Raw genomic sequence first — 26,999 nt, 5'->3', positions numbered from 1 at the left:
TGTAAAAATGACGAAAATCTTTGGCCACAGGGGTTCTGCGGGTACTCATCCGGAAAATACGATGATTAGCTTTGAACAAGCATACAAAGACGGAGCAGATGGCATTGAACTAGATGTGCAATTAAGCAAAGACGGCATTCCTGTTGTCATACATGATGAAAAAGTGAATCGGACAACTGACAGTAAAGGATTTGTCCAAGATTTAACCTTAAGTGAATTGAAAAAACTTAACGCTGTACATAAATTCAAAAAACAATATAAACATGCAGAAATACCTACATTAGAGGAAGTGCTCGAGTGGGCTTCCAGAAAGCAGACGATTGTCAATATTGAGCTAAAGAACAGTATTCTGCCATACGCGGGCATGGAGGAGAAAGTACTTGAGCTAATAGACAAATATAAAATGGATCACTTGATTATTTTTTCGAGCTTTAACCATTACAGCATAGCTCGTTTAAATACGTTAGCGCCAAAAATAGAAAAAGCTGTTTTGTATATGGAAGGTATTTATAAGCCGTGGGATTATACGAAATGGGTTGGCGGAAGTGGGATTCATCCCCATATCAAGGCAGCAACTGCCAGTATCATTCTCCGTTCTCAACAATCGGGAGTGCCTGTCAGACCATTTACGGTTAATGACGAGAAAACGATGAAAAGGTTGTTTGAAGAAGGCTGTGCAGGCTTTTTCACGGACTACCCAAAGAAAGCTGTGCAATTAAAATATCAAAATTAAAACCGGCTGCCATGAACAGCCGGTTTTCTTATTTCTCTCTCTTTTGAAACCTTTTTTGGACATTGTTCCGCTTGCGGTCGCGATGAAAAATAAAACCAGCGACAAACCACAATCCGATTAAGAAGAATAGAAGTCCGATGATGAATTGTAAGGTTAATGAAGGAATGAATGGGTGTGCAATGTTAAACACCATGTCACGCATCAGTTTTATTCCATATACAGCAATTATTCCAGGAATTAATAAAATAATTAAAGCGATAATACGTTGCATATCAATTGTTGGCCTCACTTTCAAAGCTTTCGGTTTCCATTATAGCAGAAATAATCTTGCATAGAAGAGAAAAAAGATTTAAGATAAAAGTGTGCAAGAAATTTCATACCTTTTAAAGAAGACTGTGAATTTTCTTTCAATTTATTTATTTTAAGAGAAAGATAAGTATCAGGTGTAGAGGGGTTTTTTATGCAGACTGTATTAGTAGTTGGTGCTGGTAAAGGTGGCTCTGCGATTTTAAAAATGTTAACGCATTCAGGAATGTTTGATTTGCTTGCTGTAGTCGATATTAACCAGGCGGCACCTGGCTTAGGGCTTGCTAAAGATATGGGGATTACAGTCGGACAAGATTGGAAGGACTTCCTATCTGAGAAGATTGACATCATTATTGAAGCGACTGGTTCAGACGAAGTGTTTCGCGAGATTCGTGAGGCGAAGAACCCCAAAACGGTACTCGTACCTGGAACAGTAGCTCACATTACCGCGACTTTGGTAGAAGAAAAAGAACAACTGATTGCAAAAATGAAATATGAATCCCATAAGCGTGACCTCATTTTCAATCTTCTTCATGATGGATTGATGGTGGTTGATCAACACGGTAAGGTCATTATCTACAATAAAAGTGCTGAAAAAATAGTAGGAATAAAAAAAGCGCATATGCTTGGTGAACATATTTTAGAAAATGTGCCGACAAGCAGACTGCAAGATGTGATACATACGCAAAAAGTAGAAAAGAATAAAGAAATGCTGCTGGAGAACGGCAAAAAGATTATTACAACAAGATCTCCTTTAATTGATGAAGATGGAAAGGTAATTGGAGCTTTCGCTGTTTTCAAAGATATTACAGAAGTGATGAACCTTGCAGAGGAAGTAACAAACCTAAAAGGTATCCAGACCATGCTTGAGGCAATCATTCAATCGTCCGATGAAGCTATTTCTGTCGTGGATGAATTTGGCAGGGGATTGATGATCAATCCTGCATACTCAAGGCTTACAGGATTGGAAGAGCAACAAATCATCGGCAAGCCTGCTACAGCAGACATTTATGAAGGTGACAGTATGCATATGAAAGTACTGGAAACCAGAAGAGCTGTACGCGGTGTAAACTTGAAAGTTGGTCCTTCAAAGAAAGAAGTCATTGTAAACGTTGCACCAATCATTGTGGACGGCAAGTTAAAGGGAAGTGTGGGAGTTATCCACGATGTCTCTGAAATACAAACGCTTACCACTGAATTGGATAGGGCAAGACAGATTATCAGGACGCTTGAAGCCAAGTATTCTTTTGAAGATATCATCGGATCGTCAGAAGAAATGAGCCTTGCAATTGAACAGGCCAAACTTGGAGCGAAAACGCCGGCAACCGTTCTGTTACGTGGGGAGTCTGGTACTGGGAAAGAACTTTTTGCCCATGCGATCCATAATGCAAGCAGCCGTAAATATAACAAATTTATCAGAGTGAATTGTGCAGCCCTCTCTGAATCTCTATTGGAAAGTGAATTGTTTGGATATGAAGAAGGTGCATTTTCTGGTGCTAAGCGAGGCGGAAAAAAAGGACTTTTTGAAGAAGCGAACAACGGTAGTATTTTCCTTGATGAGATTGGGGAATTATCTGCCAATACTCAAGCAAAACTATTAAGGGTTTTACAAGAAAATGAAATTATAAGGGTGGGTGGCACCAAGTCAGTATCTATTAACGTCCGTGTCATTGCTGCCACAAATGTTAATCTTGAAAAAGGGATTGCAGATGGCTCTTTCCGTGAGGATCTCTATTATCGTTTAAATAGAATGCCGATTCACATCCCGCCTCTTCGCAAAAGAAAAGAAGATATAGAGGCATTAAGCGAACATCTTATAAGAAAAATTAATCAAGACTATGGAAGAAACGTGGAAGGATTGACTCCGCGTGCCATCAATCACCTTGCAGCATACGATTGGCCGGGCAATGTTAGGGAGCTTGAAAATGTCCTTGGGCGGGCCATTATTTTTATGAAATTCAATGAAGTGTTTATTGATACGGATCACATTCCGGATTTGGCAACGAGCGGAGAAAAGGTTGTTCAGGATTCTACCGAAGCTGTTGCAAGTGATTACACGCTGGCAGAAATGTTGGAAGGGTATGAAGCGAAAATAATTCAGAAGACATTGAAGAAGAATAAGGGCAATAAAACAAAGACAGCTAAAGAGCTTGGGGTATCCATCAGAAATCTTTATTATAAAATGGAGAAGTTCATGATTGAATGAACATGCATGCAAAAATCTGCACACCATGAAAAAACTTGCTTAGAAGTGATCAATAAAATAAAGCGTTTTCACAAAATTAAAGTTGGCACGGTTCTTGCATAGATAATATTGGAGTAGAAAGGAAGGGTTGAGAAAATGAAACTAGAGGAACTTATCACCAAAGCAACCCAGCTCACTTCTAAAGTTGTAGCAATTGCTGCAGCTGAAGATGAAGAAGTGATCGAAGCGGTTTCTCATGCCTTAGACAAACAGTTGGCTTCCTTTATATTGTTTGGACATGAGGAAAAAATTATTGCATTACTGAAAGAACATAATGTGGAAGCATCACACGCGGCATTGAAGATAGTAGCTGCTGATGGTGCAAAAAAGGCATCAGAACTTGCTGTGAAAGCTGTATCTAGCGGCGAAGCAGATGTTTTGATGAAAGGAAATGTCCCAACGGCCACCATTCTAAAAGAAGTATTAAATAAAGAATATGGTTTGCGTACCGGGAATGTCTTATCACATGTTGCAGCATTTGAAGTTCCAGGGTATGAACAATTAATCTTTGTAACCGATGCAGCAATGAATGTAGCACCTGATCTTCAGCAGAAGGTACAAATCGTTCAAAACTCTGTTCATGTTGCTAGAGCACTAGGAATAGAACTCCCGAAAGTGGCGCCACTCGCGGCAGTGGAGGTAGTGAATCCAGCTATGCAAGCAACAGTTGACGCAGCGCTTCTTACACAAATGAATAATAGAGGTCAAATAAAGGACTGCATCATAGATGGTCCGCTGGCTTTGGACAACGCCGTATCAGCACTTGCTGCTGAGCACAAAGGAATTCAAAGTGAAGTGGCAGGACATGCAGACATCCTGTTTGTTCCTACCATTGAAGCCGGGAATGTCCTATATAAATCATTGATCTATTTTGCAAAAGCAAAAGTCGGCGCAATCATCGCCGGCGCAAAAGCACCAATCGTATTAACATCCAGAGCCGACTCAGCAGAGAGTAAATTAAACTCACTCGCACTTGCAGTTTGTTCTGTTAAATAAATACTCATACATTTTATAACTATCTTGGGGAGGAATTTAATCATGGAAATTTTCAAATATATGGAGACTTACGACTACGAGCAACTGGTGATCTGCCAAGACAAACAATCAGGACTAAAAGCAATCATTGCGATTCACGATACAACACTTGGACCAGCACTTGGTGGAACACGCATGTGGACTTACGCAAACGAAGGTGCAGCAATTGAAGATGCACTTCGCCTTGCAAAAGGGATGACTTACAAAAACGCAGCAGCTGGATTAAACCTTGGTGGCGGTAAAACAGTTATCATCGGTGACCCACGCACAGACAAAAACGAAGAAATGTTCCGCGCTTTCGGCCGTTACATCCAAGGATTAAACGGACGCTACATCACAGCAGAAGATGTTGGAACAACTGTTGCTGACATGGACTTGATCTATGAAGAAACAGACTATGTAACAGGTGTATCTCCTGCATTCGGATCTTCCGGTAACCCATCTCCAGTAACAGCATTTGGTGTGTACCGCGGAATGAAAGCTGCAGCGAAAGAAGCATTTGGAACAGATTCATTAGAAGGTAAAGTGGTAGCAGTACAAGGTGTAGGTAACGTGGCGTTCAACCTTTGCCGTCATCTACACGAAGAAGGCGCGCAGCTAGTCGTAACGGATATCAACAAAGAAGCGGTTAACCGTGCAGTAGAAGAGTTCGGTGCAAGAGCGGTAGACATCAACGACATCTACAGTGTTGATTGTGATATCTACGCTCCATGTGCACTTGGAGCTACAATCAATGACGAAACAATTCCTCAATTAAAAGCAAAAGTTATCGCTGGTGCAGCGAACAACCAATTGCTTGATACAAAGCACGGCGATATCATCCATGAAATGGGTATCGTTTATGCGCCAGACTATGTAATCAATGCTGGTGGGGTAATTAACGTTGCGGATGAGCTATACGGTTACAACCGTGAGCGTGCAATGAAAAAAGTAGAAGGAATCTACGACAACATTGAAAGAGTTATCGAGATTGCGAAACGCGACGGTATCCCGACTTACCGTGCAGCAGATCGTCTTGCTGAAGAGCGTATTGAAAGAATGAAAAACTCCCGCAGTCAATTTTTACAAAACGGACATCATATTTTAAGCCGTCGTAACGGACGCTAATATAAATTAATATTAAGTTTCTCAGAAGGGGGCAAACGTGGTGAACTTGTTATTCACACGTTTGCCGTCCGTCTGAAATGGAGGTTTCAACAGTGTTAGAAAAGGAATATCGCATACTTGTCATCAATCCAGGATCCACATCAACGAAAATCGGCGTATTTGATAATGAACGCTCTGTTTTTGAGAAAACATTACGTCACGATAGCGAAACGATTAATTCCTTTGCAAGTATCTATGATCAATATGAATTCAGAAAAACGACCATTCTTGAAACATTGGATCAAGAAGGCATCAATATATCAAAACTCAGTGCAGTATGTGGCCGCGGTGGACTTCTTCGTCCAATCGAAGGCGGAACATACTCTGTTAATAAAGAAATGCTTCATGATTTAAAAATTGGTTATGCAGGTCAACACGCATCTAACCTTGGTGGAATCATCGCTTACGAAATTGCTACTGGTTTGAATATCCCGTCTTTCATCGTGGACCCGGTGGTAGTGGATGAGCTGTCTGATATCGCTCGTATTTCAGGATTTTCACTAATCGAGCGCAAAAGTATCTTCCATGCTTTGAATCAAAAAGCGGTTGCACGCAGAGTAGCGAAAGATCTTGGCAAAAAGTACGAAGATCTTAACCTCATTGTTACCCACATGGGTGGAGGTATTACAGTCGGTACGCACATTGGCGGAAAAGTAGTCGATGTAAATAACGGCCTTCACGGAGATGGTCCATTCAGCCCAGAGCGTGCTGGGACGGTGCCTGCAGGTGAGCTGGTTTCACTATGCTTCTCAGGTGACTATTACCGTGATGAAATCATGAAGAAACTAGTGGGACAAGGTGGTCTTGTAGGATACCTTGGAACAAACGATGCAGTTAAAGTGGAACAAATGATAGAAGCCGGCGATGAAAATGCCGCTTTAATATTTGATGCAATGGCATATCAGGTTGCAAAAGAAATCGGATCAGCAAGTGCAGTCCTTGCAGGTAAAGTTGATGCCATCATTTTGACTGGCGGACTTGCTTATGGAAAAGGATTTGTAAAACAAATCTCCGAGCGCATCAGCTGGATTGCAGACGTCATCGTACAACCAGGTGAAAATGAATTGCAAGCTCTTACAGAAGGAGCACTTCGCGTATTACGTGGTGAAGAAGTAGCAAAAGAATACCCTGGTACAGTCGTAGACACAAAAGTAGTACAGAGCTAGAAGGGAGCAAGGAATAATGGCACAAGAATATGATTTAGTCATCCTAGGTGGCGGAACAGGCGGGTATGTCGCGGCTATTCGTGCATCTCAACTTGGCTTAAAAACAGCAGTAGTAGAAAAGAAGAAAATCGGTGGAACTTGCCTGCATGCAGGTTGTATCCCAAGTAAAGCATTACTTCGCAGTGCAGAAGTATTTGCGCAAACAAAAAACAGTGAAGAGTTCGGCGTAATCTCTGGTGATGTGAAACTGGACTTCTTCAAAGTGCAAGAGCGCAAACAAAAAATTATCGACCAGCTTCACGGCGGCGTGCAACACCTAATGAAGCAAGGGAAAATAGATGTGTTTTACGGAACAGGCCGTATCTTAGGACCTTCCATTTTCTCTCCAATGCCAGGAACGATCTCTGTTGAGTTTGAAAATGGTGACGAGAACGAAATGTTAATTCCAAAGAACGTTATTGTAGCAACAGGATCTCGTCCACGTTCTCTTCCAGGACTTGAGATTGATGGGACGCAAGTCATGACTTCTGATGAAGCATTATCTTTAGAGGAACTTCCAAAATCGATCATCATCGTAGGTGGAGGCGTAATCGGTATCGAGTGGGCATCCATGTTAGATGACTTTGGTGTAGAAGTAACCGTACTTGAATATGCTGATCGCGTATTGCCAACAGAAGACAAAGAAGTTTCCAAAGAAATGCAACGTCTGTTGAAAAAGCGCGGCATTAAAGTAGTGACAAGTGCGAAGGTTCTTTCAGAAACATTAGAAAAAGCAGATGGTTCTGTAACAATCAAAGCGGAGCACAAAGGAGAAGAGAAAGCCTTTACTGCGGAAAAAATGCTAGTTTCCGTTGGCCGCCAAGCTAACGTAGAGGGCATTGGTCTTGAAAATACAGAGATCCAAGTGGAAAAAGGCTTCATTACAACTAATGATCGCTTCCAAACAAAAGAGTCCCATATCTATGCAATCGGTGATGTAATCGGCGGTTTACAGCTTGCACACGTTGCTTCTCACGAAGGAATCTTAGCAGTGGAGCATATGGCAAACGAAAACCCGGCTCCAATCGATTACTCCATGATTTCCAAATGTGTGTACTCAAGTCCTGAAGTGGCTTCTGTTGGTTACACGGAAGAAGAAGCAAAAGAAAAAGGCTTCGACGTGAAGACAGGTAAGTTCTCCTTCCGTGCAATTGGAAAAGCACTTGTTTACGGCGAATCTGATGGCTTCGTGAAACTTGTAGTTAACAAAGAAAACGATGACATCCTAGGCGTTCACATGATTGGGCCGCACGTTACCGACATGATTTCTGAAGCAGGCCTTGCACGCGTCCTTGACGCAACACCATGGGAAATCGGACACACGATTCACCCGCATCCATCCTTGTCCGAAGCAATCGGCGAAGCAGCCCTTGCGGTAGATGGAAAAGCGATACATTCGTAAAAACTGTAAGAAGGAACGTTGATTGTAGCGGAAGGCACGAGACTCCTGCGGGAGGAAGGGACATGGGAGACCCCGGAAGGCGAAGCCTGAGGAGGCTCCCGGACCGCCCGCGGAAAGCGAGTGCCTGCAGCGGAAATCAACAGCCTACATTGATATTGATTTAATTGGAAGAGGAGCAACACGCTCCCAACTCTCTACATATAGGAGGTAAACTTAAATGGCAGAAAATCGTCACCAAGCTCTAGGGCTTACAGATGAAAACGTATTAGAAATGTTTGAAACAATGTTACTAGCTCGCCGTATTGACGAGCGCATGTGGTTACTAAACCGCGCAGGGAAAATCCCATTCGTAATCTCTTGCCAAGGTCAAGAAGCAGCTCAAGTAGGAGCGGCATTCGCACTAGACCGTGAAAAAGACTACGTATTACCATACTACCGCGACATGGGTGTTGTTCTTACTTTTGGTATGACAGCAACTGAATTAATGCTTTCCGGTTTCGCAAAAGCGGAAGATCCAAACTCAGGCGGACGTCAAATGCCAGGTCACTTTGGTCAAAAGAAAAACCGCATCGTAACTGGTTCTTCCCCTGTAACAACACAAGTACCACACGCAGTTGGAGTGGCACTTGGTGGCCGTTTAGAAGGAAAAGACCTTTGTACCTTTGTAACATTTGGTGAAGGTTCATCCAACCAAGGGGACTTCCATGAAGGAGCTAACTATGCAGCAGTACACAAACTGCCAGTTATCTTCATGTGCGAAAACAACAAATATGCAATTTCTGTTCCTTACGAAAAGCAAGTGGCATGTGAGAAAATCTCAGACCGTGCACTAGGATATGGAATGCCTGGTATCACTATTGACGGAAACGACCCGCTTGAAGTGTATGCAGCGGTTAAAGAAGCAGCAGACCGCGGACGTCGTGGCGAAGGCCCTACACTTGTTGAGGCTATCTCCTACCGTTTGACACCTCACTCCAGTGATGACGATGATCGTGCATACCGTGAGCGTGACGAAGTGGCAGCAGCTAAAGCGAATGACCCAATCATCAGTTTTGCAGCCTACTTAAAAGAGGTTGGCGTTCTAACAGATGAAAAAGAAAAAGAAATTAACGATAAAATTGCAAAAGAAGTAAACGAAGCAACAGAATACGCAGAAAATGCTCCATATGCAGATGCTGAATCCGCAATGAAGCATGTCTACGCAGAGTAAGGGGGAACTATCATGGCAGTTATTTCTTATATAGATGCAGTTACAATGGCCATCCGTGAAGAGATGGAACGTGATTCTAAAGTATTTGTACTTGGGGAAGACGTAGGAAGAAAAGGTGGAGTATTCAAAGCGACTAACGGCCTTTACGATCAATTTGGTGAAGATAAAGTTATCGACACTCCTCTTGCAGAATCAGCAATCGCTGGTGTCGCAATCGGTGCAGCAATGTACGGAATGCGTCCAATTGCAGAAATGCAGTTCGCGGATTTCATCATGCCTGCAGTCAACCAAATTATTTCGGAAGCGGCTAAAATTCGTTACCGTTCCAACAACGACTGGACTTGTCCACTAGTTGTACGCGCTCCATACGGCGGAGGAGTTCACGGTGCACTTTACCACTCTCAATCTGTAGAAGCAGTATTTGCAAACCAACCTGGTCTTAAAATTGTTATGCCTTCTACTCCGTATGATGTAAAAGGATTATTGAAAGCGGCAATTCGCGATGAAGATCCAGTTCTATTCTTCGAGCACAAACGTGCATACCGTCTAATCAAAGGTGAAGTACCAACTGATGATTACGTACTTCCAATCGGTAAAGCAGACGTAAAACGCGAAGGAGAAGACATCACGGTTATCACTTACGGTCTATGCGTACATTTTGCACTGCAAGCAGCAGAGCGTCTTGCACAAGACGGAATTTCCGCACACATTCTGGATTTACGTACGGTTTACCCGCTTGATAAGGAAGCAATTATGGAAGCCGCTTCTAAAACAGGAAAAGTGCTTCTACTTACAGAAGATACAAAAGAAGGAAGCATCATGAGTGAAGTATCTGCAATCATTGCTGAGAACTGCTTATTCGATCTTGATGCACCAATCATGCGCCTTGCTGGACCAGACGTACCTGCAATGCCATATGCACCAACGATGGAAAAATACTTCATGGTTAACCCGGACAAAGTAGAAAAAGCGATGCGTGAGCTAGCTCAATACTAATATCTGAATTTATAAGCGGAAGAGTGATTAAAGGAGGTTCTCATCATGGCAGTAGAAAAAATTACAATGCCACAGCTTGGGGAAAGCGTAACTGAAGGAACAATCAGCCGCTGGATCGTAAGCGTAGGCGACAAAGTAAACAAATACGACCCTCTAGCAGAGGTCATGACAGATAAAGTTAACGCAGAAATCCCATCTTCTTTTACAGGAACAATCAAAGAACTTGTAGCAGAAGACGGTGACACACTAGCAGTAGGAGAAATCATCTGCTATATCGAAACAGAAGGTGGCGGAGAAGCAGAAGCAACTGCCGACGCTCCTAAAGAGGAAAGTGCTCCTGCAGCTGCACCTGCACCTTCAGCGGAAGCAGAAGCGCCATCAACACCAGCTGTACAAGAGGATGCAGACGCACCAAACAAACGTCGCTACTCACCAGCAGTTCTTCGTCTTGCACAAGAAAACAATGTAGATCTTGAGCAAGTAAAAGGAAGCGGAGCAGGCGGACGTATTACAAGAAAAGACATCCAAGCGGTGATCGATTCTGGTAACATCCCAACTGCTGATTCCAAGCCGGCAGCAACTCAAGCTCCAGCTGCGGAAGCTCCGAAAGCGGCACCGGCTGCTCCATCTGCACCGGCAGCAGCAAGTGCGCCGAAAGCGGCTCAACCAGTGAACGTACCAGTAGAAGCAGGTGACATCGAAATCCCTGTAACTGGTGTACGTAAAGCAATCGCTGCAAACATGCTGCGCAGCAAACACGAAGCGCCACATGCGTGGACGATGATCGAAGTGGACGCTACAAACCTTGTAGAATACCGCAACTCCTTGAAGAGCGAATTCAAGAAAAAAGAAGGCTACAACCTTACTTTCTTCGCATTCTTCGTAAAAGCTGTTGCGCAAGCATTGAAAGAATTCCCACAAATCAACTCCATGTGGGCTGGCGACAAAATCGTCCAGAAAAAAGACATGAACATCTCCATCGCCGTTGCAACAGACGACGCACTGTATGTGCCGGTTATCCGTAACGCTGATGAAAAAACTATCAAAGGTATCGCGCGTGAAATCACAGAACTTGCCAACAAAGTTCGCGCTGGTAAATTAACATCTGCAGAAATGCAAGGTGGAACATTTACTGTCAACAACACTGGTTCGTTTGGATCTGTACAATCACAAGGCATCATCAACTACCCACAAGCAGCAATCCTGCAAGTGGAATCCATCGTGAAACGTCCAGTAGTCATGGACCACGGCATGATCGCTGTTCGCGATATGGTGAACTTATGTATGTCACTTGACCACCGAGTACTTGATGGCCTTGTATGCGGACGCTTCCTAGCTCGCGTTAAAGAAATCATCGAGAAAATGTCTAAAGAGAATACTTCGATTTATTAATAGTTTAGAACCGACCGATAAAGTCCTCCTTGAATGGAAGGCTTTGTCGGTTTTTTTGTTTTCGCCCGATTACTCGTGAAAATCGCCCGTAAAATCAAATTATCGCCCGATAACAGTCAAGAATCGCCCGTATTTTCTGAAAATCGCCCGAAAGCCCCTCAGAATCGCCCGAAAGTTTTGGATGCTCTAAAAATGTTCTACACGCAGGCTGACTTATTTTATAAAGATTCAACATACAATGATTGCAGGCAAATAAAAAACTTTTACCAAGGGGAGGCAGCCCATGAGAGCTGTAGTATATACCAAATACGGTCCACCAGAGGTACTTCAATTAAAAGAGGTCGATAAACCAGTTCCGAAAGATAATGAAATTCTGGTTAAAATAGTGGCGACAGCTGTCAATGCAGCCGATTGGCGTTTAAGAAAGGCGGACCCGGTAGCAGTGAAATTGTTCTTTGGGCTGACTCGACCTAAAAAGCCCATTCTCGGAGGTGTGCTCGCAGGAATAGTGGAATCTGTAGGGTGTGACGTTAAACGTTGGAAAGCAGGGGACGAGGTCTTTGGATCTTCAGGAATGAATATGGGTGCGTATGCGGAATACATATGTCTGCCTGAAGATGGAGTGGTCGCATTGAAACCATTCAATCTAAGCTATGTTGAGGCGGCCACTGTTCCGTTCGGCGGGCACACTGCCATTCATTTTCTAAGAAAAGCAAATATACAACCTCGGCAAAAAATTCTTATTTACGGTGCATCAGGTGCGGTGGGTACCGCAGCCATTCAACTAGCCAAATTATACGGTGCTGAGGTTACAGGGGTATGCAGCACAGCTAATGTAGAAATGGTAAAGTCTTTAGGGGCAGATAAAGTAATTGACTATACAAAAGAAGAGATTACTGGAGATAATTATGATGTCATTTTTGATACAGTTGGGAAAATTCCTTATGAAGCAGTCAAGAAAACTCTTAAGAAAAAAGGAACCTGGATACTAGGGGGAGCAGGAGTTACTCAGATGGTGCAGGGATATTGGAGTGGCTTGTCACGCGGCTATAAAATAATTTCAGGTCTTGCATTGGAAAAAGAAGACGATATTAGATTCCTGAGAGAACTGATTGAAAAAGGCAAGTATAAAGCAGTTGTCGATAAAAGCTATCCGATGGAACAATTATCAATGGCTCACAGCTATGTGGAAAAGGGACATAAGAAGGGGAATGTTGGGGTTATTATTGATGAAACTTTAGATACGATCAATAAGTAAATGAAAAGAGTGTATGAAACCGCTATGTTTTCATACACTCTAATTTTTTTCACAGTAAGGATGTTTATCTGTTCGTCAAGAACATCCCATCCAACTCCCGCATCTTATCATACGCTTCCAAAAGGTGAGCGGGTACGACCGTCCTTCCAAACACCCAAGCATTTTTTTCAATTTGACGCATCAAAATGACTTTCTCATCTTCTCCACCATACATCAATATCCTCAAGTCATGCTTATTCTTTTTAAAATCCAGGTAATAGCCGACTTCATGAAAGAGTATGAGTTTCACAAAGTTTTCATCAGTTTCTCTAATTTTATTGTTAATCTTCGCTTTGTATCCGTTAATCTGCAAATAATTGAATTTGATCGTGTTAGTCGAGATGTTAAAACTCATCGGTGCTTTTAAGTTATTGTCAAATTCAAAATTAATATTTAAGCCAAGTTCCTCTAATGTTTCTTTAATTATGTTTTCAATATTCCATGTGTATAACATCGCTACAAATCACTACCTTTTTCAGAAACTATCATTTATATAGTAAGTATAGTTTTTCTCTATAAGGAATACCACCGAAAAATAAGTAATTCCAATGCTTTCTTTATTTGCCGTGCCCACATAACTATATTAAAATAAATATATGAACTTTTGAAAAATTTAAATTTGTAAGCGATTACGCAATTGAGGGAACGAGGGGATGAAGATGAGTAAATTGAAAGAGATGAAGAACAATAGTTTCCCAAAAGTGACAATGGAAGAGTGGGTTGAGCAGGCAGAGAAAGCGTTAAAGGGGAAGCCTGTTTCCAAGCTCAACACCGTTACATACGAAGGCATTACACGTAAACCGGTATATACAGAAAACGATAGAAATAACCATGCATCCAAACAATTAATAGTAAAGTCTGATTGGACAGTCAGTCAGCTACTATATGCATGTACTTCATTTGAGGAACTAAATGCTCAACTGAAACAGGAACTAGGAAGTGGCTTGCAATCTATTCATTTTGCCACTTATCCATCAACAGAACCTAATGCATTAGTAATAAAAGACCAAACTGACATCAAGATATTATTCAATGATATTGCAATGGATGGCATAACTCTTCAAATACATGCTGGATCCAGTGCCACAACATTCATCAATGCGTTGATTGATAGCGGGATGGAAACAAAGAACCTGCAAGGAATCATTGGAGCAGATCCTGTCGGCGAGCTAGCAGTAACAGGCACACTAAATCAGCCACTGGAGCAATATTATGACGAAATGAAATCTAATATAGAGTGGAAAGAAAACAATGCTCCGTTCCTTAAAACAGTTTGGGTCCAGTCCAATGCTTACCATAACGGGGGAGCCAGTGCCGTGCAGGAGCTCGCAGCTGTGATGGCGACCGCTGTTGAATATTTGCAGGAACTTATGAATAGAGGCATGTCTATTGATGAAGCTTCCCAGGAAATAGCATTCACATTCCCGGTAGGCAGTGACTTCTTCATGGAACTCAGCAAGCTGAGAGCGGCAAGAGTGTTATGGGCAAATATCGTGGAGGCTTTTGGGGGAGATGAAAAAGCTCAAAGGATGAAGGTACATGCCACAACCTCTATGTTCACCAAATCTAATCTTGATCCGTACGTCAATATGCTCCGTTCCACAACCGAGGCATTCTCTGCCGCGATCGGTGGAGCAGACAGTATCAATGTGGACAGCTATCAGCAAGGTAATGATGCTTTCTCCCGAAGAATTGCAAGGAATACTCACTACATCTTAAAAGAAGAGAGTTTCTTAGACAAAGTTGTAGATCCTGCGGCAGGCTCTTATTACGTCGAAAACCTGACAAATCAATTGGCGGATGAGGCATGGAAGCTATTTCAGGAGCTGGACAAGCTTGGCGGAATTGTGGAAGCTCTGCGAACGAATTTCTTACAGGGCCGCATTGCCAAGGTAAAAGAAAAGCGACTTGAGGACGTCCAAGGCAGGAAAAAAGTGTTGGTCGGGACCAATATGTATGCAAATCTTCAAGAGGAGCTAAAGTGGCAAATAAGCACAACAGCTATCGAAGAAAATGAACATGCTCCAGTAAAAGTACAGGCTATCCAACCGTTAAGATTATCTGAAGCCTTTGAAAGCCTACGTTACCAAGCAAAGTTGTATCAGGAAAAACAGGGAACAACGCCAAAAGTTACCTTGATCAATCTTGGTTCATTAGCAACACACAAGCCACGAACGGACTTCTCATCAGGCTTTTTCCAGGTAGGAGGTCTTCAACCTGTTGTCAGTCCAAGCTTTGAAAATGCGAAAGAAATAGTGGAGTGGATATCTGATCAAAACATAACTGGTTATGTATGCATTTGTGGAAGTGATGATACTTATGAAGAGTTGTTACATGCAGCAGTTATGGCTGTAAATTCACCTAACAGAAAAGTATTGGTTGCTGGCTTGCCTGAAGAAGCACGTCAAAAAGAGTTGCAGGAAATAGGGGTTAGTGATTTTATTCATCTGCGCTCCAATTGTTATGAGCAATTAGTAAAGATACACCAAGAAATGGGGTTGACCGACAATGAAGCCTGATTTTTCAACGAGAACACTGAATAAACAAGCTACAGCCACACAAACTGTGCCATTATCCAACGAAGCTGTGGAAGAACTTTTTTATGAAACCAATGAACAGATTAAATTAAAAGCTAATTACACACAGGCCGACTTGGGTGGAGCCGATCATTTAGGAACTCTTCCTGGTATTGCCCCGTATCTGCGTGGACCTTACCCGACGATGTATGTGAATCGTCCATGGACGATCCGTCAGTATGCAGGTTTTTCCACAGCGGAAGAAAGCAATGCATTTTACAGAAGAAACCTGGAAATGGGGCAAAAGGGGTTGTCGGTTGCCTTTGACCTGGCGACACACCGTGGTTATGATTCTGATCATCCCAGAGTAGAAGGGGATGTTGGAAAAGCTGGTGTGGCCATTGATTCTATTCTTGATATGAAGGTTCTTTTTGATGGTATACCATTGGATAAAATGTCCGTTTCAATGACGATGAATGGTGCTGTTCTGCCGATTATGGCTTTCTATATCGTTACGGCTGAGGAACAAGGGGTAAGTCCGGAGAGGCTTTCCGGGACGATTCAGAATGATATTTTAAAAGAATATATGGTTCGTAATACGTATATTTATCCGCCAGAGATGTCGATGCGAATTATTGGCGATATTTTTGCTTACACGTCCCAGCTTATGCCGAAGTTTAATAGCATCAGTATTTCCGGTTATCATATGCAAGAAGCAGGAGCACCGGCGGATATTGAACTTGCCTATACGCTAGCAGATGGTCTGGAGTATGTGAGAACAGGACTTGAAGCGGGCATTGATATTGATAAATTTGCGCCGAGACTTTCGTTCTTCTGGGCAATTGGCATGAACTTTTTCATGGAAGTAGCGAAAATGCGGGCCGCTCGATTTATCTGGGCCAAGATGATGAAGGAGTTCTTGCCGCAAAATCCAAAGTCTATGGCTTTAAGGACCCATTCTCAAACGTCGGGTTGGAGCCTAACAGAACAAGATCCATTCAATAATGTAACGCGTACTTGCATTGAAGCATTAGCGGCTGCAAATGGGCATACGCAATCTTTGCACACTAACGCACTAGATGAAGCCATCGCACTACCTACAGACTTTTCCGCCCGTATTGCCCGCAATACGCAGTTGTATTTGCAGGAGGAAACGGAGATTACTAAAGTCATTGATCCATGGGCTGGTTCTTATTATGTGGAAACATTGACGAAGGAATTGATTGATAAAGCTTGGACACATATTGAAGAAATAGAAGAGCTTGGTGGCATGGCAAAAGCGATTGAAACCGGATTGCCGAAGATGAGAATAGAAGAAGCGTCGGCTCGCCGTCAGGCAAAGATCGATTCAGGAAAAGAATCTATCATTGGCGTGAACAAATTCCGTTTGGAAAAAGAAGATATGGCGATAGATGTTTTGGATATTGATAATGCCGAGGTGCGAAAAAAACAAATCCTTCGTTTGCAAGAGCTTCGTGAAAATAGAGATGAAACGGAAGTTGTTTCTGCTCTCGAAGCACTGACTGATGCGGCTCGTACAGGGAAGGGTAATCTACTGGAGCTAGCCGTGGACGCTGCCCGTGCCCGTGCAAGCCTTGGTGAGATTTCAGATGCTATTGAAAAGGTAGCAAACCGCCATCGTGCTGTCATCCGTTCTATCAGCGGCGTGTACAGCAGTGAATTCTCCAATGAGGAGGAGATGAAGTCCGTGAAGGATAAAATTGAGGAATTCCTCGAGCTCGAAGGAAGAAGACCGAGGATTATGATTGCGAAAATGGGCCAGGACGGCCATGACCGAGGTGCAAAAGTCATTTCAACTGCGTTCGCCGACCTTGGATTTGATGTGGATATTGGACCTCTTTTCCAAACACCGGCAGAAACAGCTCTGCAAGCAGTGGAAAATGACGTGCATGTTATCGGCATCAGCTCCCTCGCTGCCGGGCATAAAACACTTCTTCCACAACTCGTGGAAGAGTTGAAAAAATTGAACCGTGAAGACATCATCGTTGTAATTGGTGGGGTAATCCCGGCACAGGATTATGAATTCCTATATAGTAAAGGCGCTTCCGCAATCTTCGGACCTGGAACGGTCATCCCGCGTGCAGCCGAAAAGGTTCTGGAGGAAATCTACGAACGCCTTGGCTATGAGGAAGTGGAAGAGACGCATGACTAAAGAGCGTAAACCGCGAAAAAAGGTGCTCAAAAAACAGGAGAGGAGTACAGCAGATATCATTTCAGGTATCCATGAAGGAGTCCGCTCTGACCTAGCTCAAGCCATCACGCTTGTGGAAAGCAACGCAACAAGACATTTTCATAAAAGCCAAGAAATCATCCAAGAGATCATGCCTTCCACTGGTCGCTCTGTTAGGATAGGGATCAGCGGCGTTCCAGGTGCAGGTAAGAGTACATTTATAGAAGCGTTTGGATTGTATTTATGCGAACAAGGCCACAAAGTCGCCGTGCTTGCAGTCGATCCGAGCAGTTCCAAGACAGGTGGCAGTATCCTTGGGGACAAAACAAGGATGGAACAACTCGCAAGGCATCCGCAGGCGTTCATCCGTCCATCTCCTTCAAGTGGCACGCTTGGCGGGGTACACCGTAAAACCCGTGAAAGCATCCTTTTGTGTGAAGCAGCAGGGTATGATGTAATTTTAGTAGAGACAGTCGGTGTCGGACAAAGTGAAGCGATAGTGCGCGATATGGTCGATTTCTTTTTACTGCTTGTTCTAACAGGCGCAGGGGATGAGCTTCAAGGCATGAAAAAAGGCATAATGGAGCTTGTTGATGCGATTGTCGTAAACAAAGCGGATGGAGACAATAAAACAAGAGCAGAGAAAACTGCTCATGAGTACAAACAAATCCTTCATTTCTTGCAGCCTGCAACAGAAGGATGGGAAACGAAGACGTTTACTTGTTCGGCTTTGAATAATGTGAATGTTGATGAGACGTGGAAGATCGTTCAGGAGTTTGTGCAAGTGACGAAGAAATCCGGAGTTTTTAGTGAACGCAGGAATGCACAAAAGAAGACTTGGTTCTATACATCTTTAAAGGATCAGATAGAGCGGATGTTTTTTGACGATGAAAAGGTGAAAAAAGAGTTGCCGGTGCTTGAGAAGCAGGTTGGGGAAGATGAAGTGTCTGTATCTTTAGCAGTGGAGAAGTTAGTGGGAAGTTACAAACATAAATTATAGGGCATAAAAAAAGGAAAGTGAGCATATCACTTTCCTTCATCTAGGGAGTATAGGGGTATGGATATCTAGATGTTACTGATATAATACCCGCCAACTTAGAAAATAAACCTTTTTTATTTTATTTATTTGAAAAAAATTGGTATGATAGAGATAGTTTAAGAAGAGGTGATACAACATGAATATCGATTTTAATATGTTTATGAATGATGTTGTTCGTACAGCCAGAGAAGAAATGGATAACGCTGGCTATGAGCAACTTAGAACTGTAGAAGATGTGGAAGAAGCATTTGCTCGTAAAGGGACGACACTTGTAATGGTGAACTCTGTTTGTGGTTGTGCCGGCGGTATTGCACGCCCAGCTGCAACGCATGCGGTGCACTATGACAAGCGCCCGAACAACTTAGTTACTGTTTTCGCTGGTCAAGATAAAGAAGCGACGGAGAAAGCACGTGAATATTTCGAAGGCTACCCGCCATCCTCTCCATCTTTTGCATTATTAAAAGACGGTAAGATTGTAACGATGGTAGAAAGACACGAAATCGAAGGCCATGCGCCAATATCTGTTATCACAAAGCTACAAGGATATTTCGAAGAGCATTGTGAAGAGCTATAAGATTTAAGAAAATGCCGATTCCAAATATGGGATCGGCATTTTTTTGTTGTTTAAGAGATTATAAAATAATTGAATTATGGAGTAATCGTTAGGGTAAACCTAAATCCTCGTGATGAAGACTTCAGTGACGAGGATTTAGGAGAAGAGAAGTCCTCATGGGGGTGATGAAGACTTCAGTGACAAGTAAAAAGGAGAAGAGAGGTCCTCATGGGGGTGATGAAGACTTTAGTGACGAGTAAAAAGGAGAAGAGAGGTCCTCATAGGGGTGATGAAGACTTCAGTGACGAGTAAAAAGGAGAAGAGAGGTCCTCATAGATGAGATGAAAAGCTTGGTGACAATGATTTATAATGGATCAGTCAAGAATGAAGCGTAAGGGCAAGTGCTTTTTTGTTGTAACATCTAAAGCTAATATTTACCGCTACATCCTCCATCCATAGCATATTACAATAATAGTTAGGCAGTTTAATAGGAGGAAAAAACAGAACATGCAACTTAGACGGAAACTTACGGTTATTCTTTTGGCTCTTCTAGTTATAGGAAGTGCCATAACTATATATTTGATAAATTTTACAAAGCCAGTACCAGCTAATTCAAAGCCAGAAAAGACACCCGAAGTCGTGGAGGAAGTAACAGATTACCCACCTGAAATTATTAATTTCACCCATACTTCAAAGGAGAAGGAAGATTCTGTAGTTAGAGGGGATGTAAAACTTCAATTAGAAGCAAAAGATGACAACGAAATCATTAAAGTTGAATTTTATTCAAGTAATGGCGACTACTTAATTGGTGAAAAGTCAGAAGCGCCATACACTATCAATTGGTCCACCGATCCTTGGGTGGAAAACGGGGAGCAGATACTGAAAGTTGTTGTGTATGATAGCACTGGACAAAAGGCGGAAGCAACGAAAAAGGTAACGGTAGAAAATAAAGAAGAACCGAAAGCGGACTACAAAATGGTCGGTTATTATGCCGGATGGGCCAGCTATTCCGGTTTCCAGGTCACCGAAATGGATGCTAGTAAACTGACACATATCAACTATGCGTTTGCTAATATATCAGACGATGGAGAAATAGTTGTGGGAGACCCAGCTATCGACTACGAAAATTTCAAGCAGCTGCAACAACTAAAGAAAATGCATCCTCATCTGAAAACAATGATTTCTGTGGGTGGTTGGACTTGGTCGAAGAACTTTTCGGATGCAGCGGCTACTGAAGAGTCTAGAAGCCAATTTGCAGAAAGTGTTCGACGCTTTATTTTAGATAATGGGTTTGATGGGGTGGATTTAGACTGGGAGTATCCGGTGAGTGGCGGCCATCCTGATAATATAAACCGCCCTGAGGATAAGCGAAATTACACACTATTACTTAAAAAGATTAGGGAAACCTTGAACGAGCAAGAAAAGAAGGATGGCAAGGAGTATTTGCTAACTATCGTAGCGGGAGCGAGTGAGTCACATGCTGCAAACATGGAATTATCAGAGCTGCATCAATATGTCGATTATATTCAGTTAATGACCTATGATATCAATGGGGAATGGGATGAGCTGACAGGATTGAACGCTCCATTGTATCAGGATCCTAACAGTAGGTTTCATTGGCAGTGGAGTGTAAAAGACGGCATTGATACGTATATCGCTAGCGGTGTGCCTTCCGATAAACTGGTTATGGGTATGCCGTTTTACGGAAGGGTATTTCATGAAGCTAGTGCTGACAATAATGGGTTGTACCAAGCGTTTAATGGAGGTTCCTCGTTAAGTTATGGAAAGCTAGCAGCGGAGTATATTGGTAAGAACGGATATAAGAGACACTGGATAGAAGAGACACAAGTACCAGTACTCTATGATGGCGATACGTTCATTAGCTATGATGACGAGGAATCCATTGTGAAGAAGACAGATTTTTTAAAAAAGAATGATCTTGGTGGAGCTATGATGTGGGAGTTGAGTCAAGATCCCGACAGAGTACTTTTAAATCGAATTTATAAAGAACTTAATAAATAAGGAATGGAAGGCACGCAATTAATAATGGCGTGCCTTTTTGTATTCCGCCGAATAAATTGCGATTACCTATGTTTCCCACTTCGGAACAATTATATAATAGGTTAGTAACTTAAGAAATTCTTAAGAAAATACTTCAATAATACTTAAGATTTACCATATATGATGTGTACATAGAGAAAGAATGGTAAGTGGGAGAAGGGTGAGAGATGGCGAACTATACGGTGTTGGTAGTGGATGATGAGAAAGAAATAAGAGATGCGATTGAAATTTATTTGAAAAATGAAGGTGTTAAAGTCTTAAAGGCTCAAGATGGGGTGGAAGCGTTAGAAATGCTTCATGAAAATGAAGTGCATTTAATTTTACTAGATGTGATGATGCCAAGGCTCGATGGTATTTCTGCAACACACAGGATCCGCGAAGAAAAGAACATTCCAATTATCATCTTAAGCGCAAAAAGTGAGGATACTGATAAAATCCTTGGGCTGCAGGTTGGAGCGGATGATTATGTAACAAAGCCTTTCAATCCGATGGAGCTTGTCGCAAGAGTGAAATCCCAGCTCAGGAGGTATGTCACACTTGGAACGTTTGAAGGAATCAAGAAAGTCATTGATTTAAACGGACTAACCATTGATAAAGAATCGAAGGAAGTTACGGTTCAGGGAGATCCGGTCAAGTTGACACCGATTGAATACAAAATAGTGGAATTGTTAATGACCAATGCCGGACGGGTGTTTTCCATCAATGATATATACGAGCGGGTTTGGAAAGAACCTGGCTACAATGCGGAAAATACAGTGGCGGTACATATTCGAAAAATTAGAGAGAAGATAGAGATAGATCCGAAAAATCCAAGATATTTAAAGGTGGTATGGGGGATTGGGTACAAGATGGAGAAATAGAATAATAGCTTTTTTAATGGCACTGGTTTTTGTTTGTGCGTTAAGTGGAAGCTTTTATTTTATCAATAATTTAGATCGATTTGGACAGGAAAATTATTTTCAAACGGATGAGTTTCAATATGAGCTTGACGAATATGCCAACGATTTAATTAGAGGTGAGTTAGGAACTTTGTCAGTCGGAAGTGTAAACGAAAAGATTACCGTTACTATGGAGGAAATAGAAGAACATCGATATGAATACGGTTCATTGGACGCTCAGCTTGATAACATCCGCTATCAATATGAAGAGAGAATTCAACTAGCAGAGAATGGGGAATCTAGTGAAAATCCAGAAGAGGTAATAGCTGAAAGAGACACAAAAATAGAAGATATTCAAAAAAACTTCTCAAGTGATGAGCATGTGGAGAAGAAAATAAGAGCGGAAAAGGAAAAAGTAGTAGAAGACTACTTTGCGGATGAGGGTAACTTCAATTCTAATTCATCTAGATTCAACGAGGATTTCTTATACTTTTTTGAACAAAATGGAGAAAGTTTTACTAACACAGATGCCCAAATCGATTCAAAAGAACAATTATTCAGTGAAAACAACATGCAATATGTTACCAATTACACGATACATGGAGATAGGTATTTTCATTCATACAATTGGCCCTATGAGGATTGGCTGTACCAAGCACTGGCGGATGTTAGAGGTGATTTTAATGGGAAGATTGGTGTGCCATTAGAACTTGCATCCGATAGCGAATTGATGATTGCTAAAACTAGTTATGAAGAGAATAGGATTTGGTTTTGGAGACTGGGGATAAGTTCACTGATTGTATTATTATTATGGTTTGTCACCATGTTAAAATTTATTTCTCTGCCAAAACGAGCGGAGAAGTGGCAAAACCTATATGAAAAAATTCCGGTTGACTTTAGGATTGCAGCGGCAGGAGTCTCTACCTTTTTATTACTGTTCAGTCTAATGTGGGTGCATGATTGTATCAATCAATTAACGTATCGCTTTTCAACTGTATGGGCTACTGAATTCGTAATTAGTATTCTAGTCGCAGCATGCATGAGTTTACTAACCTACTACCAAATAAGATATTTGTTGGTAACGATGAAAGATTTATCGGATTTCAAGCAAGCGTGGAAAAAAAGTGTTCTTCTTAGTGCATTAAGAATATGTAAAACAGTGTATCAACAGCTCTTCCGTATCGTAAAGGATGCATTTTTAAATACAACTACAGGCATCCAAGTGTTCATTCTCCTTTCGATAGTCTTTGGACTAGGCTTTTGTTTCTTTATGATTTTTATTGATATAGCTTTCTTCTTGCTATATTTCCTCTTTGCTGTTTTCTTAGGAGTGCCGACGTTCATTCTTTTAGTAAAAAGTGTCGGTTATTTCAATAAGATCTCCATTAAAACAGAGGAGATGGCATCAGGTAAACTCGGGGAGCCAATAGAAGTAAAGGGGAATTCCGTTCTTTCTAAAATGGCAGCAAACCTAAATGTATTAAATCGAGGGGTAAAGGTGTCTTTAAACGAGCAGGCAAAAAGTGAGCGCTTGAAAACGGAGCTGATTACAAATGTCAGCCATGATCTTCGAACACCGTTAACCTCCATCATCACTTACACGGAGCTTTTGAAGAAAAACGACCTGACTGCTGAGGACCGGTCGGCGTACCTTGAGATTATTGATAGAAAGTCACAACGTTTAAAAGGGTTAATTGAAGATCTATTTGAAGTATCCAAAATGGCAAGCGGAAATATCGAGCTTGTTAAAGAGCGTGTGGACCTTAATCAACTTCTGCAACAGGCGTTGGCGGAGTATGATAGTTCATTGAAGGAATCCAATTTGCAATTTCGGGTCGCTAACACTGACAAACCTTTGTATGCAATGGTGGATGGACAGAAAATGTGGCGTGTTTTTGATAACTTAATAGGAAATATCGTGAAATATTCCCTAGAAAATTCACGAGTATATATACAAGTTCATCAGTTTGAAAACAAAGCAAAAATTACCTTTAAGAATGTATCAAAATACGAATTGAATGATCAAAGTGAGGAATTATACGAACGGTTTAAAAGAGGAGATACCTCTAGACATACAGAGGGATCTGGACTGGGCCTTGCAATTGCAAAATCCATCATCGATCTTCATGATGGCAGTCTCGATATCGAAACTGACGGCGATTTATTTAAAGTGAATATCTGTTTGAAAGTGGTGGATTAAGTGGATTTCACTACTATATATAATGTGCATTATGACAGAGTGTTTCACGTGAGTTTGTCCGTTATTCGCGACCGCCAGTTAGCTGAAGACAATGTGCAGGAAACTTTCATAAAGGCGTATAAAAAGTTGGATAGTTTGCAGGAGAGTGATAAAGTTGGTGCTTGGCTTTGCGTGATTGCAACCAGAACAGCTATTGATTTTGTTAGACGAGAGAGAAAAAACAAAGGATGTCCAATGGTATTAGAGGTGTTAGATTGTCTCGGAAAAGAAGCAGGTCATAACGTTGAAGCAGAAGTGGAAGTGAAACTGTTGAAGGAGCTCTTCGATGAAAAGATGGAAGACTTTACAATGGAAGACAAGAAATTGCTCGTTTTAAAAATGGAAAAAGGACTAAAGGAGCGGGAAATTGCAAAAGCGTTAGAGATGAATCCAGCAACAGTTAAGTCGAAGATTCATAGGGCAAGAAGGAAGTTAAAAGAACGGATGGCAGTAGAATTGAGTGCTTAAGGGATTATTGGTGTAGGAAACACTTTTCGTAAAAAGTGCTCCCTACACTTTTTTTGAATAGGAATTTGTATAAATGTTTTACTTGAGAAGTTTTAACGGGGACAAACTCCAATGGGTACATAAAAGGAATAGATTAAGTTGATTCAAAATCACGTTGATCTCTTTCATCCAATTTTGCAGAAATTTCTTCAAGTATCGCTTCAATGTCCTTCGTTTGATCCTCTTCTATCCTAGTCAGGGTAGCAGTGATTTCATTAAACCGGTCGTTTACATCATGCCTGAATAAATAGAATTCCTCGCGAAGTGTACTAGTTGAATTTGTTAAAGAATGCAGTTCTTCTTTTATCTGGTGGTGTCCTGCAGAAAGTATGAATGTCTTTTCACTAAGTCCGCTGATTTCTTCCTTCATAAGCAATTGATTCTCGGAGAGAGTGGAAGTTTTTTCGTTCAGACCGCGAATTTCATCTTTCATCATAATCTGATTGTCAGAAAGGATGGAAGTTTTTTCTTTCAGACCGCGAATTTCATCTTTCATCATAATCTGATTGTCAGAAAGGATGGAAGTTTTTTCTTTCAGACCGCGAATTTCATCTTTCATCATAATCTGATTGTCAGAAAGGATGGAAGTTTTTTCGTTCAGACCGCGAATTTCATCTTTCATCATAATCTGATTGTCAGAAAGGATGGAAGTTTTTTCTTTCAGACCGCGAATTTCATCTTTCATCATAATCTGATTGTCAGAAAGGATGGAAGTTTTTTCGTTCAGACCGCGAATTTCATCTTTCATCATAATCTGATTGTCAGAAAGGATGGAAGTTTTTTCGTTCAGATCGCGAATTTCATCTTTCATTAGAATCTGATTGTCAGAAAGAGTGGAAGTTTTTTCGTTCAAATCACTTAATTCTTTTTTCATTTCATCCTTAAAATCCAACATCCTATTCAAAATCAAATCCAATTTAGCATCTGTACTCATCTTATATCACCTCCTTTTTCTAGTTCATTGTAATTATAACATGAACATAGTCTAATGGAACTATAACAAAACTGGTATATTTCAGAATAATAAAAATATAGAAACTTTATTTATCTTTATAAACTATGTTGCATAAATATTAACATGTGTTAAAATACATTTATTCGAATAAACATACATCATAATAATACTTGATTTAAATGTAGGTTTGTTTCATAATTAGATTAAATTTTTAACTTTTCTGAAAAAGAACAGGGGGAAATTATTGTGAAAAAATGGTTTTTGTATTCATTAATTAGTATTTTAGTAGTAGGCTTGTTGTCCGCTTGTGGAACATCCGGTAATGGGGATGAAACGAGTGGAGAAGGTGAAGATGGAAAGAAAGTACTAGTCATGGGGACTTCCGCTGACTACCCTCCATTTGAGTATATTGATACAGAAGTTGGAGAAGAGATTATCGGTTTTGACGTGGATCTTGCAAAAGCTATTACAGAAGAACTTGGTTATGAATTGAAAGTTCAAGATATGGACTTTGGAAGTTTAATTACTGCCATGAAATCAGGTAATATCGATCTTATCCTGGCAGGTATGACACCGACAGAAGACCGTGCAAAGCAAGTTGATTTCACAGATGTATATTATACAGCTAATCACATGATTGTTTCATTAAAAGATAGCAATATTGCTAGTTTGGAAGATTTAGAAGGTAAAACGGTTGGGGTTCAAATGGGATCCATCCAGTATGATAAAGCAGAAGAAATTGCAGAAGAAGTGAATATTACTATTGAAAACCGCGACCGTATCCCACAAATTGTGCAAGATTTGAAAACTGGTCGCTTTGATGCAGCAATCATTGAAGATACAGTCATGAAAGGCTTTATGGAAAAAGATGCAGACCTTACTGGTTTTACACTTGAGTCTGATGAAGAAGGATCGGCAATTGCCCTTCCTAAAGGCAGCGAATTAACAGAGGAATTCAACCGTGTTCTAAAAGAAATGGAAGAGAACGGTGAGATGGAAAAGTTAATTAACAAATGGTTTGGTGGAGAAGAAGAATAAGTCTTACTGTAATCAAAAGGGTGCTTAACCGCCCTTTTGATTTTCTTGTTAATAT

At 41.3% G+C, this 26,999-nt stretch carries 22 protein-coding genes; 19 read left to right on the top strand and 3 right to left on the bottom strand.

The genetic code is table 11. The features are described from left to right. Positions 1-7 precede the first annotated feature (7 nt). The gene (locus K7887_RS13770; protein WP_223489930.1) at positions 8-733 is read left to right on the top strand and encodes a glycerophosphodiester phosphodiesterase; all 726 of its coding nucleotides are present in this window, start codon (positions 8-10) and stop codon (positions 731-733) included. A gap of 28 nt (positions 734-761) precedes the next feature. On the opposite strand, the gene K7887_RS13765 is transcribed toward K7887_RS13770, so the two are convergent. Next, positions 762-1,004: a DUF2627 domain-containing protein gene (locus K7887_RS13765; RefSeq protein WP_223489928.1), complete on the bottom strand. Its 243-nt coding sequence runs from the start codon at positions 1,002-1,004 to the stop codon at positions 762-764. A 189-nt stretch (positions 1,005-1,193) separates the two neighbouring features. Here K7887_RS13765 and K7887_RS13760 point away from each other — a divergent pair, with 189 nt between their 5' ends. The 9 genes from K7887_RS13760 (at position 1,194) to K7887_RS13720 (ending at position 12,928) form a co-directional block, all read left to right on the top strand. Further along, entirely contained in the window at positions 1,194-3,245 is a 2,052-nt protein-coding gene (locus tag K7887_RS13760; protein ID WP_223489926.1) for a sigma 54-interacting transcriptional regulator, read from the top strand. A gap of 135 nt (positions 3,246-3,380) precedes the next feature. Beyond that, positions 3,381-4,280: a phosphate butyryltransferase gene (gene yqiS / locus K7887_RS13755; protein WP_223489924.1), complete on the top strand. Its 900-nt coding sequence runs from the start codon at positions 3,381-3,383 to the stop codon at positions 4,278-4,280. Between the two features lie 42 nt (positions 4,281-4,322). Next, positions 4,323-5,426: a branched-chain amino acid dehydrogenase gene (bcd, locus tag K7887_RS13750; RefSeq protein WP_223489922.1), complete on the top strand. Its 1,104-nt coding sequence runs from the start codon at positions 4,323-4,325 to the stop codon at positions 5,424-5,426. A gap of 77 nt (positions 5,427-5,503) precedes the next feature. Next, positions 5,504-6,631 (top strand): butyrate kinase, encoded by a 1,128-nt coding sequence (gene buk / locus K7887_RS13745; RefSeq protein WP_399208396.1) that lies wholly within the window; start codon positions 5,504-5,506, stop codon positions 6,629-6,631. 16 nt (positions 6,632-6,647) lie between these two features. Beyond that, the gene (gene lpdA / locus K7887_RS13740) at positions 6,648-8,072 is read left to right on the top strand and encodes a dihydrolipoyl dehydrogenase (RefSeq protein WP_223489918.1); all 1,425 of its coding nucleotides are present in this window, start codon (positions 6,648-6,650) and stop codon (positions 8,070-8,072) included. 217 nt (positions 8,073-8,289) lie between these two features. After that, on the top strand, positions 8,290-9,282 hold the full coding sequence (locus tag K7887_RS13735; protein ID WP_010194908.1) for a thiamine pyrophosphate-dependent dehydrogenase E1 component subunit alpha: 993 nt from the start codon (positions 8,290-8,292) through the stop codon (positions 9,280-9,282). A gap of 12 nt (positions 9,283-9,294) precedes the next feature. After that, a complete protein-coding gene (locus K7887_RS13730; RefSeq protein WP_010194911.1) occupies positions 9,295-10,278 on the top strand; it encodes an alpha-ketoacid dehydrogenase subunit beta in 984 nt (327 codons plus the stop codon). A gap of 45 nt (positions 10,279-10,323) precedes the next feature. Next, positions 10,324-11,670, top strand: coding sequence for a dihydrolipoamide acetyltransferase family protein (locus tag K7887_RS13725; protein ID WP_223489916.1), 1,347 nt, complete (start codon positions 10,324-10,326; stop codon positions 11,668-11,670). A gap of 283 nt (positions 11,671-11,953) precedes the next feature. Further along, a complete protein-coding gene (locus tag K7887_RS13720) occupies positions 11,954-12,928 on the top strand; it encodes an NAD(P)-dependent alcohol dehydrogenase (protein WP_223489914.1) in 975 nt (324 codons plus the stop codon). Positions 12,929-12,992: 64 nt separating this feature from the next. On the opposite strand, the gene K7887_RS13715 is transcribed toward K7887_RS13720, so the two are convergent. Further along, positions 12,993-13,421 (bottom strand): hypothetical protein, encoded by a 429-nt coding sequence (locus K7887_RS13715; protein WP_223489912.1) that lies wholly within the window; start codon positions 13,419-13,421, stop codon positions 12,993-12,995. Positions 13,422-13,626: 205 nt separating this feature from the next. Between K7887_RS13715 and K7887_RS13710 the strand changes: the two genes are divergently transcribed. The 8 genes from K7887_RS13710 to K7887_RS13675 all read left to right on the top strand — a co-directional run bounded on the left by K7887_RS13710 (position 13,627) and on the right by K7887_RS13675 (position 24,912). After that, the gene (locus tag K7887_RS13710; protein ID WP_223489910.1) at positions 13,627-15,486 is read left to right on the top strand and encodes a methylmalonyl-CoA mutase family protein; all 1,860 of its coding nucleotides are present in this window, start codon (positions 13,627-13,629) and stop codon (positions 15,484-15,486) included. Next, positions 15,476-17,656, top strand: a complete 2,181-nt coding sequence (gene scpA / locus K7887_RS13705) for a methylmalonyl-CoA mutase (protein WP_223489908.1) — start codon at positions 15,476-15,478, stop codon at positions 17,654-17,656. The genes K7887_RS13710 and scpA overlap by 11 nt, the downstream gene beginning before the upstream one ends. Beyond that, complete coding sequence (meaB, locus tag K7887_RS13700; RefSeq protein WP_223489907.1) at positions 17,649-18,674, top strand: methylmalonyl Co-A mutase-associated GTPase MeaB; 1,026 nt, start codon at positions 17,649-17,651, stop codon at positions 18,672-18,674. Before scpA ends, meaB begins: the two co-directional genes overlap by 8 nt. Positions 18,675-18,849: 175 nt before the next feature. Then, complete coding sequence (locus tag K7887_RS13695) at positions 18,850-19,287, top strand: BrxA/BrxB family bacilliredoxin (protein WP_223489905.1); 438 nt, start codon at positions 18,850-18,852, stop codon at positions 19,285-19,287. A gap of 486 nt (positions 19,288-19,773) precedes the next feature. Beyond that, the gene (locus K7887_RS13690) at positions 19,774-21,288 is read left to right on the top strand and encodes a glycosyl hydrolase family 18 protein (protein ID WP_223489903.1); all 1,515 of its coding nucleotides are present in this window, start codon (positions 19,774-19,776) and stop codon (positions 21,286-21,288) included. A 206-nt stretch (positions 21,289-21,494) separates the two neighbouring features. Next, positions 21,495-22,187, top strand: a complete 693-nt coding sequence (locus K7887_RS13685) for a response regulator transcription factor (RefSeq protein ID WP_223489901.1) — start codon at positions 21,495-21,497, stop codon at positions 22,185-22,187. Beyond that, on the top strand, positions 22,165-24,405 hold the full coding sequence (locus tag K7887_RS13680; protein WP_223489899.1) for a sensor histidine kinase: 2,241 nt from the start codon (positions 22,165-22,167) through the stop codon (positions 24,403-24,405). The genes K7887_RS13685 and K7887_RS13680 overlap by 23 nt, the downstream gene beginning before the upstream one ends. Continuing rightward, positions 24,406-24,912 carry an RNA polymerase sigma factor gene (locus K7887_RS13675; protein WP_223489896.1) on the top strand — a complete coding sequence of 169 codons (507 nt, stop codon included), beginning with the start codon at positions 24,406-24,408 and terminating at the stop codon, positions 24,910-24,912. 133 nt (positions 24,913-25,045) lie between these two features. On the opposite strand, the gene K7887_RS13670 is transcribed toward K7887_RS13675, so the two are convergent. Continuing rightward, positions 25,046-25,885: a hypothetical protein gene (locus K7887_RS13670; protein ID WP_223489894.1), complete on the bottom strand. Its 840-nt coding sequence runs from the start codon at positions 25,883-25,885 to the stop codon at positions 25,046-25,048. Between the two features lie 267 nt (positions 25,886-26,152). On the opposite strand from K7887_RS13670, the gene K7887_RS13665 reads away from it, so the two are divergent. Further along, entirely contained in the window at positions 26,153-26,944 is a 792-nt protein-coding gene (locus K7887_RS13665) for a transporter substrate-binding domain-containing protein (RefSeq protein ID WP_223489892.1), read from the top strand. The last annotated feature ends 55 nt before the right edge of the window (positions 26,945-26,999 follow it).

It is taken from the genome of Sutcliffiella horikoshii, assembly GCF_019931755.1.
GTDB lineage: Bacteria > Bacillota > Bacilli > Bacillales > Bacillaceae_I > Sutcliffiella_A > Sutcliffiella_A horikoshii_E.
Note: the sequence above shows the minus strand (reverse complement) of the source record. Positions and strands in the feature narration are given on the sequence as shown.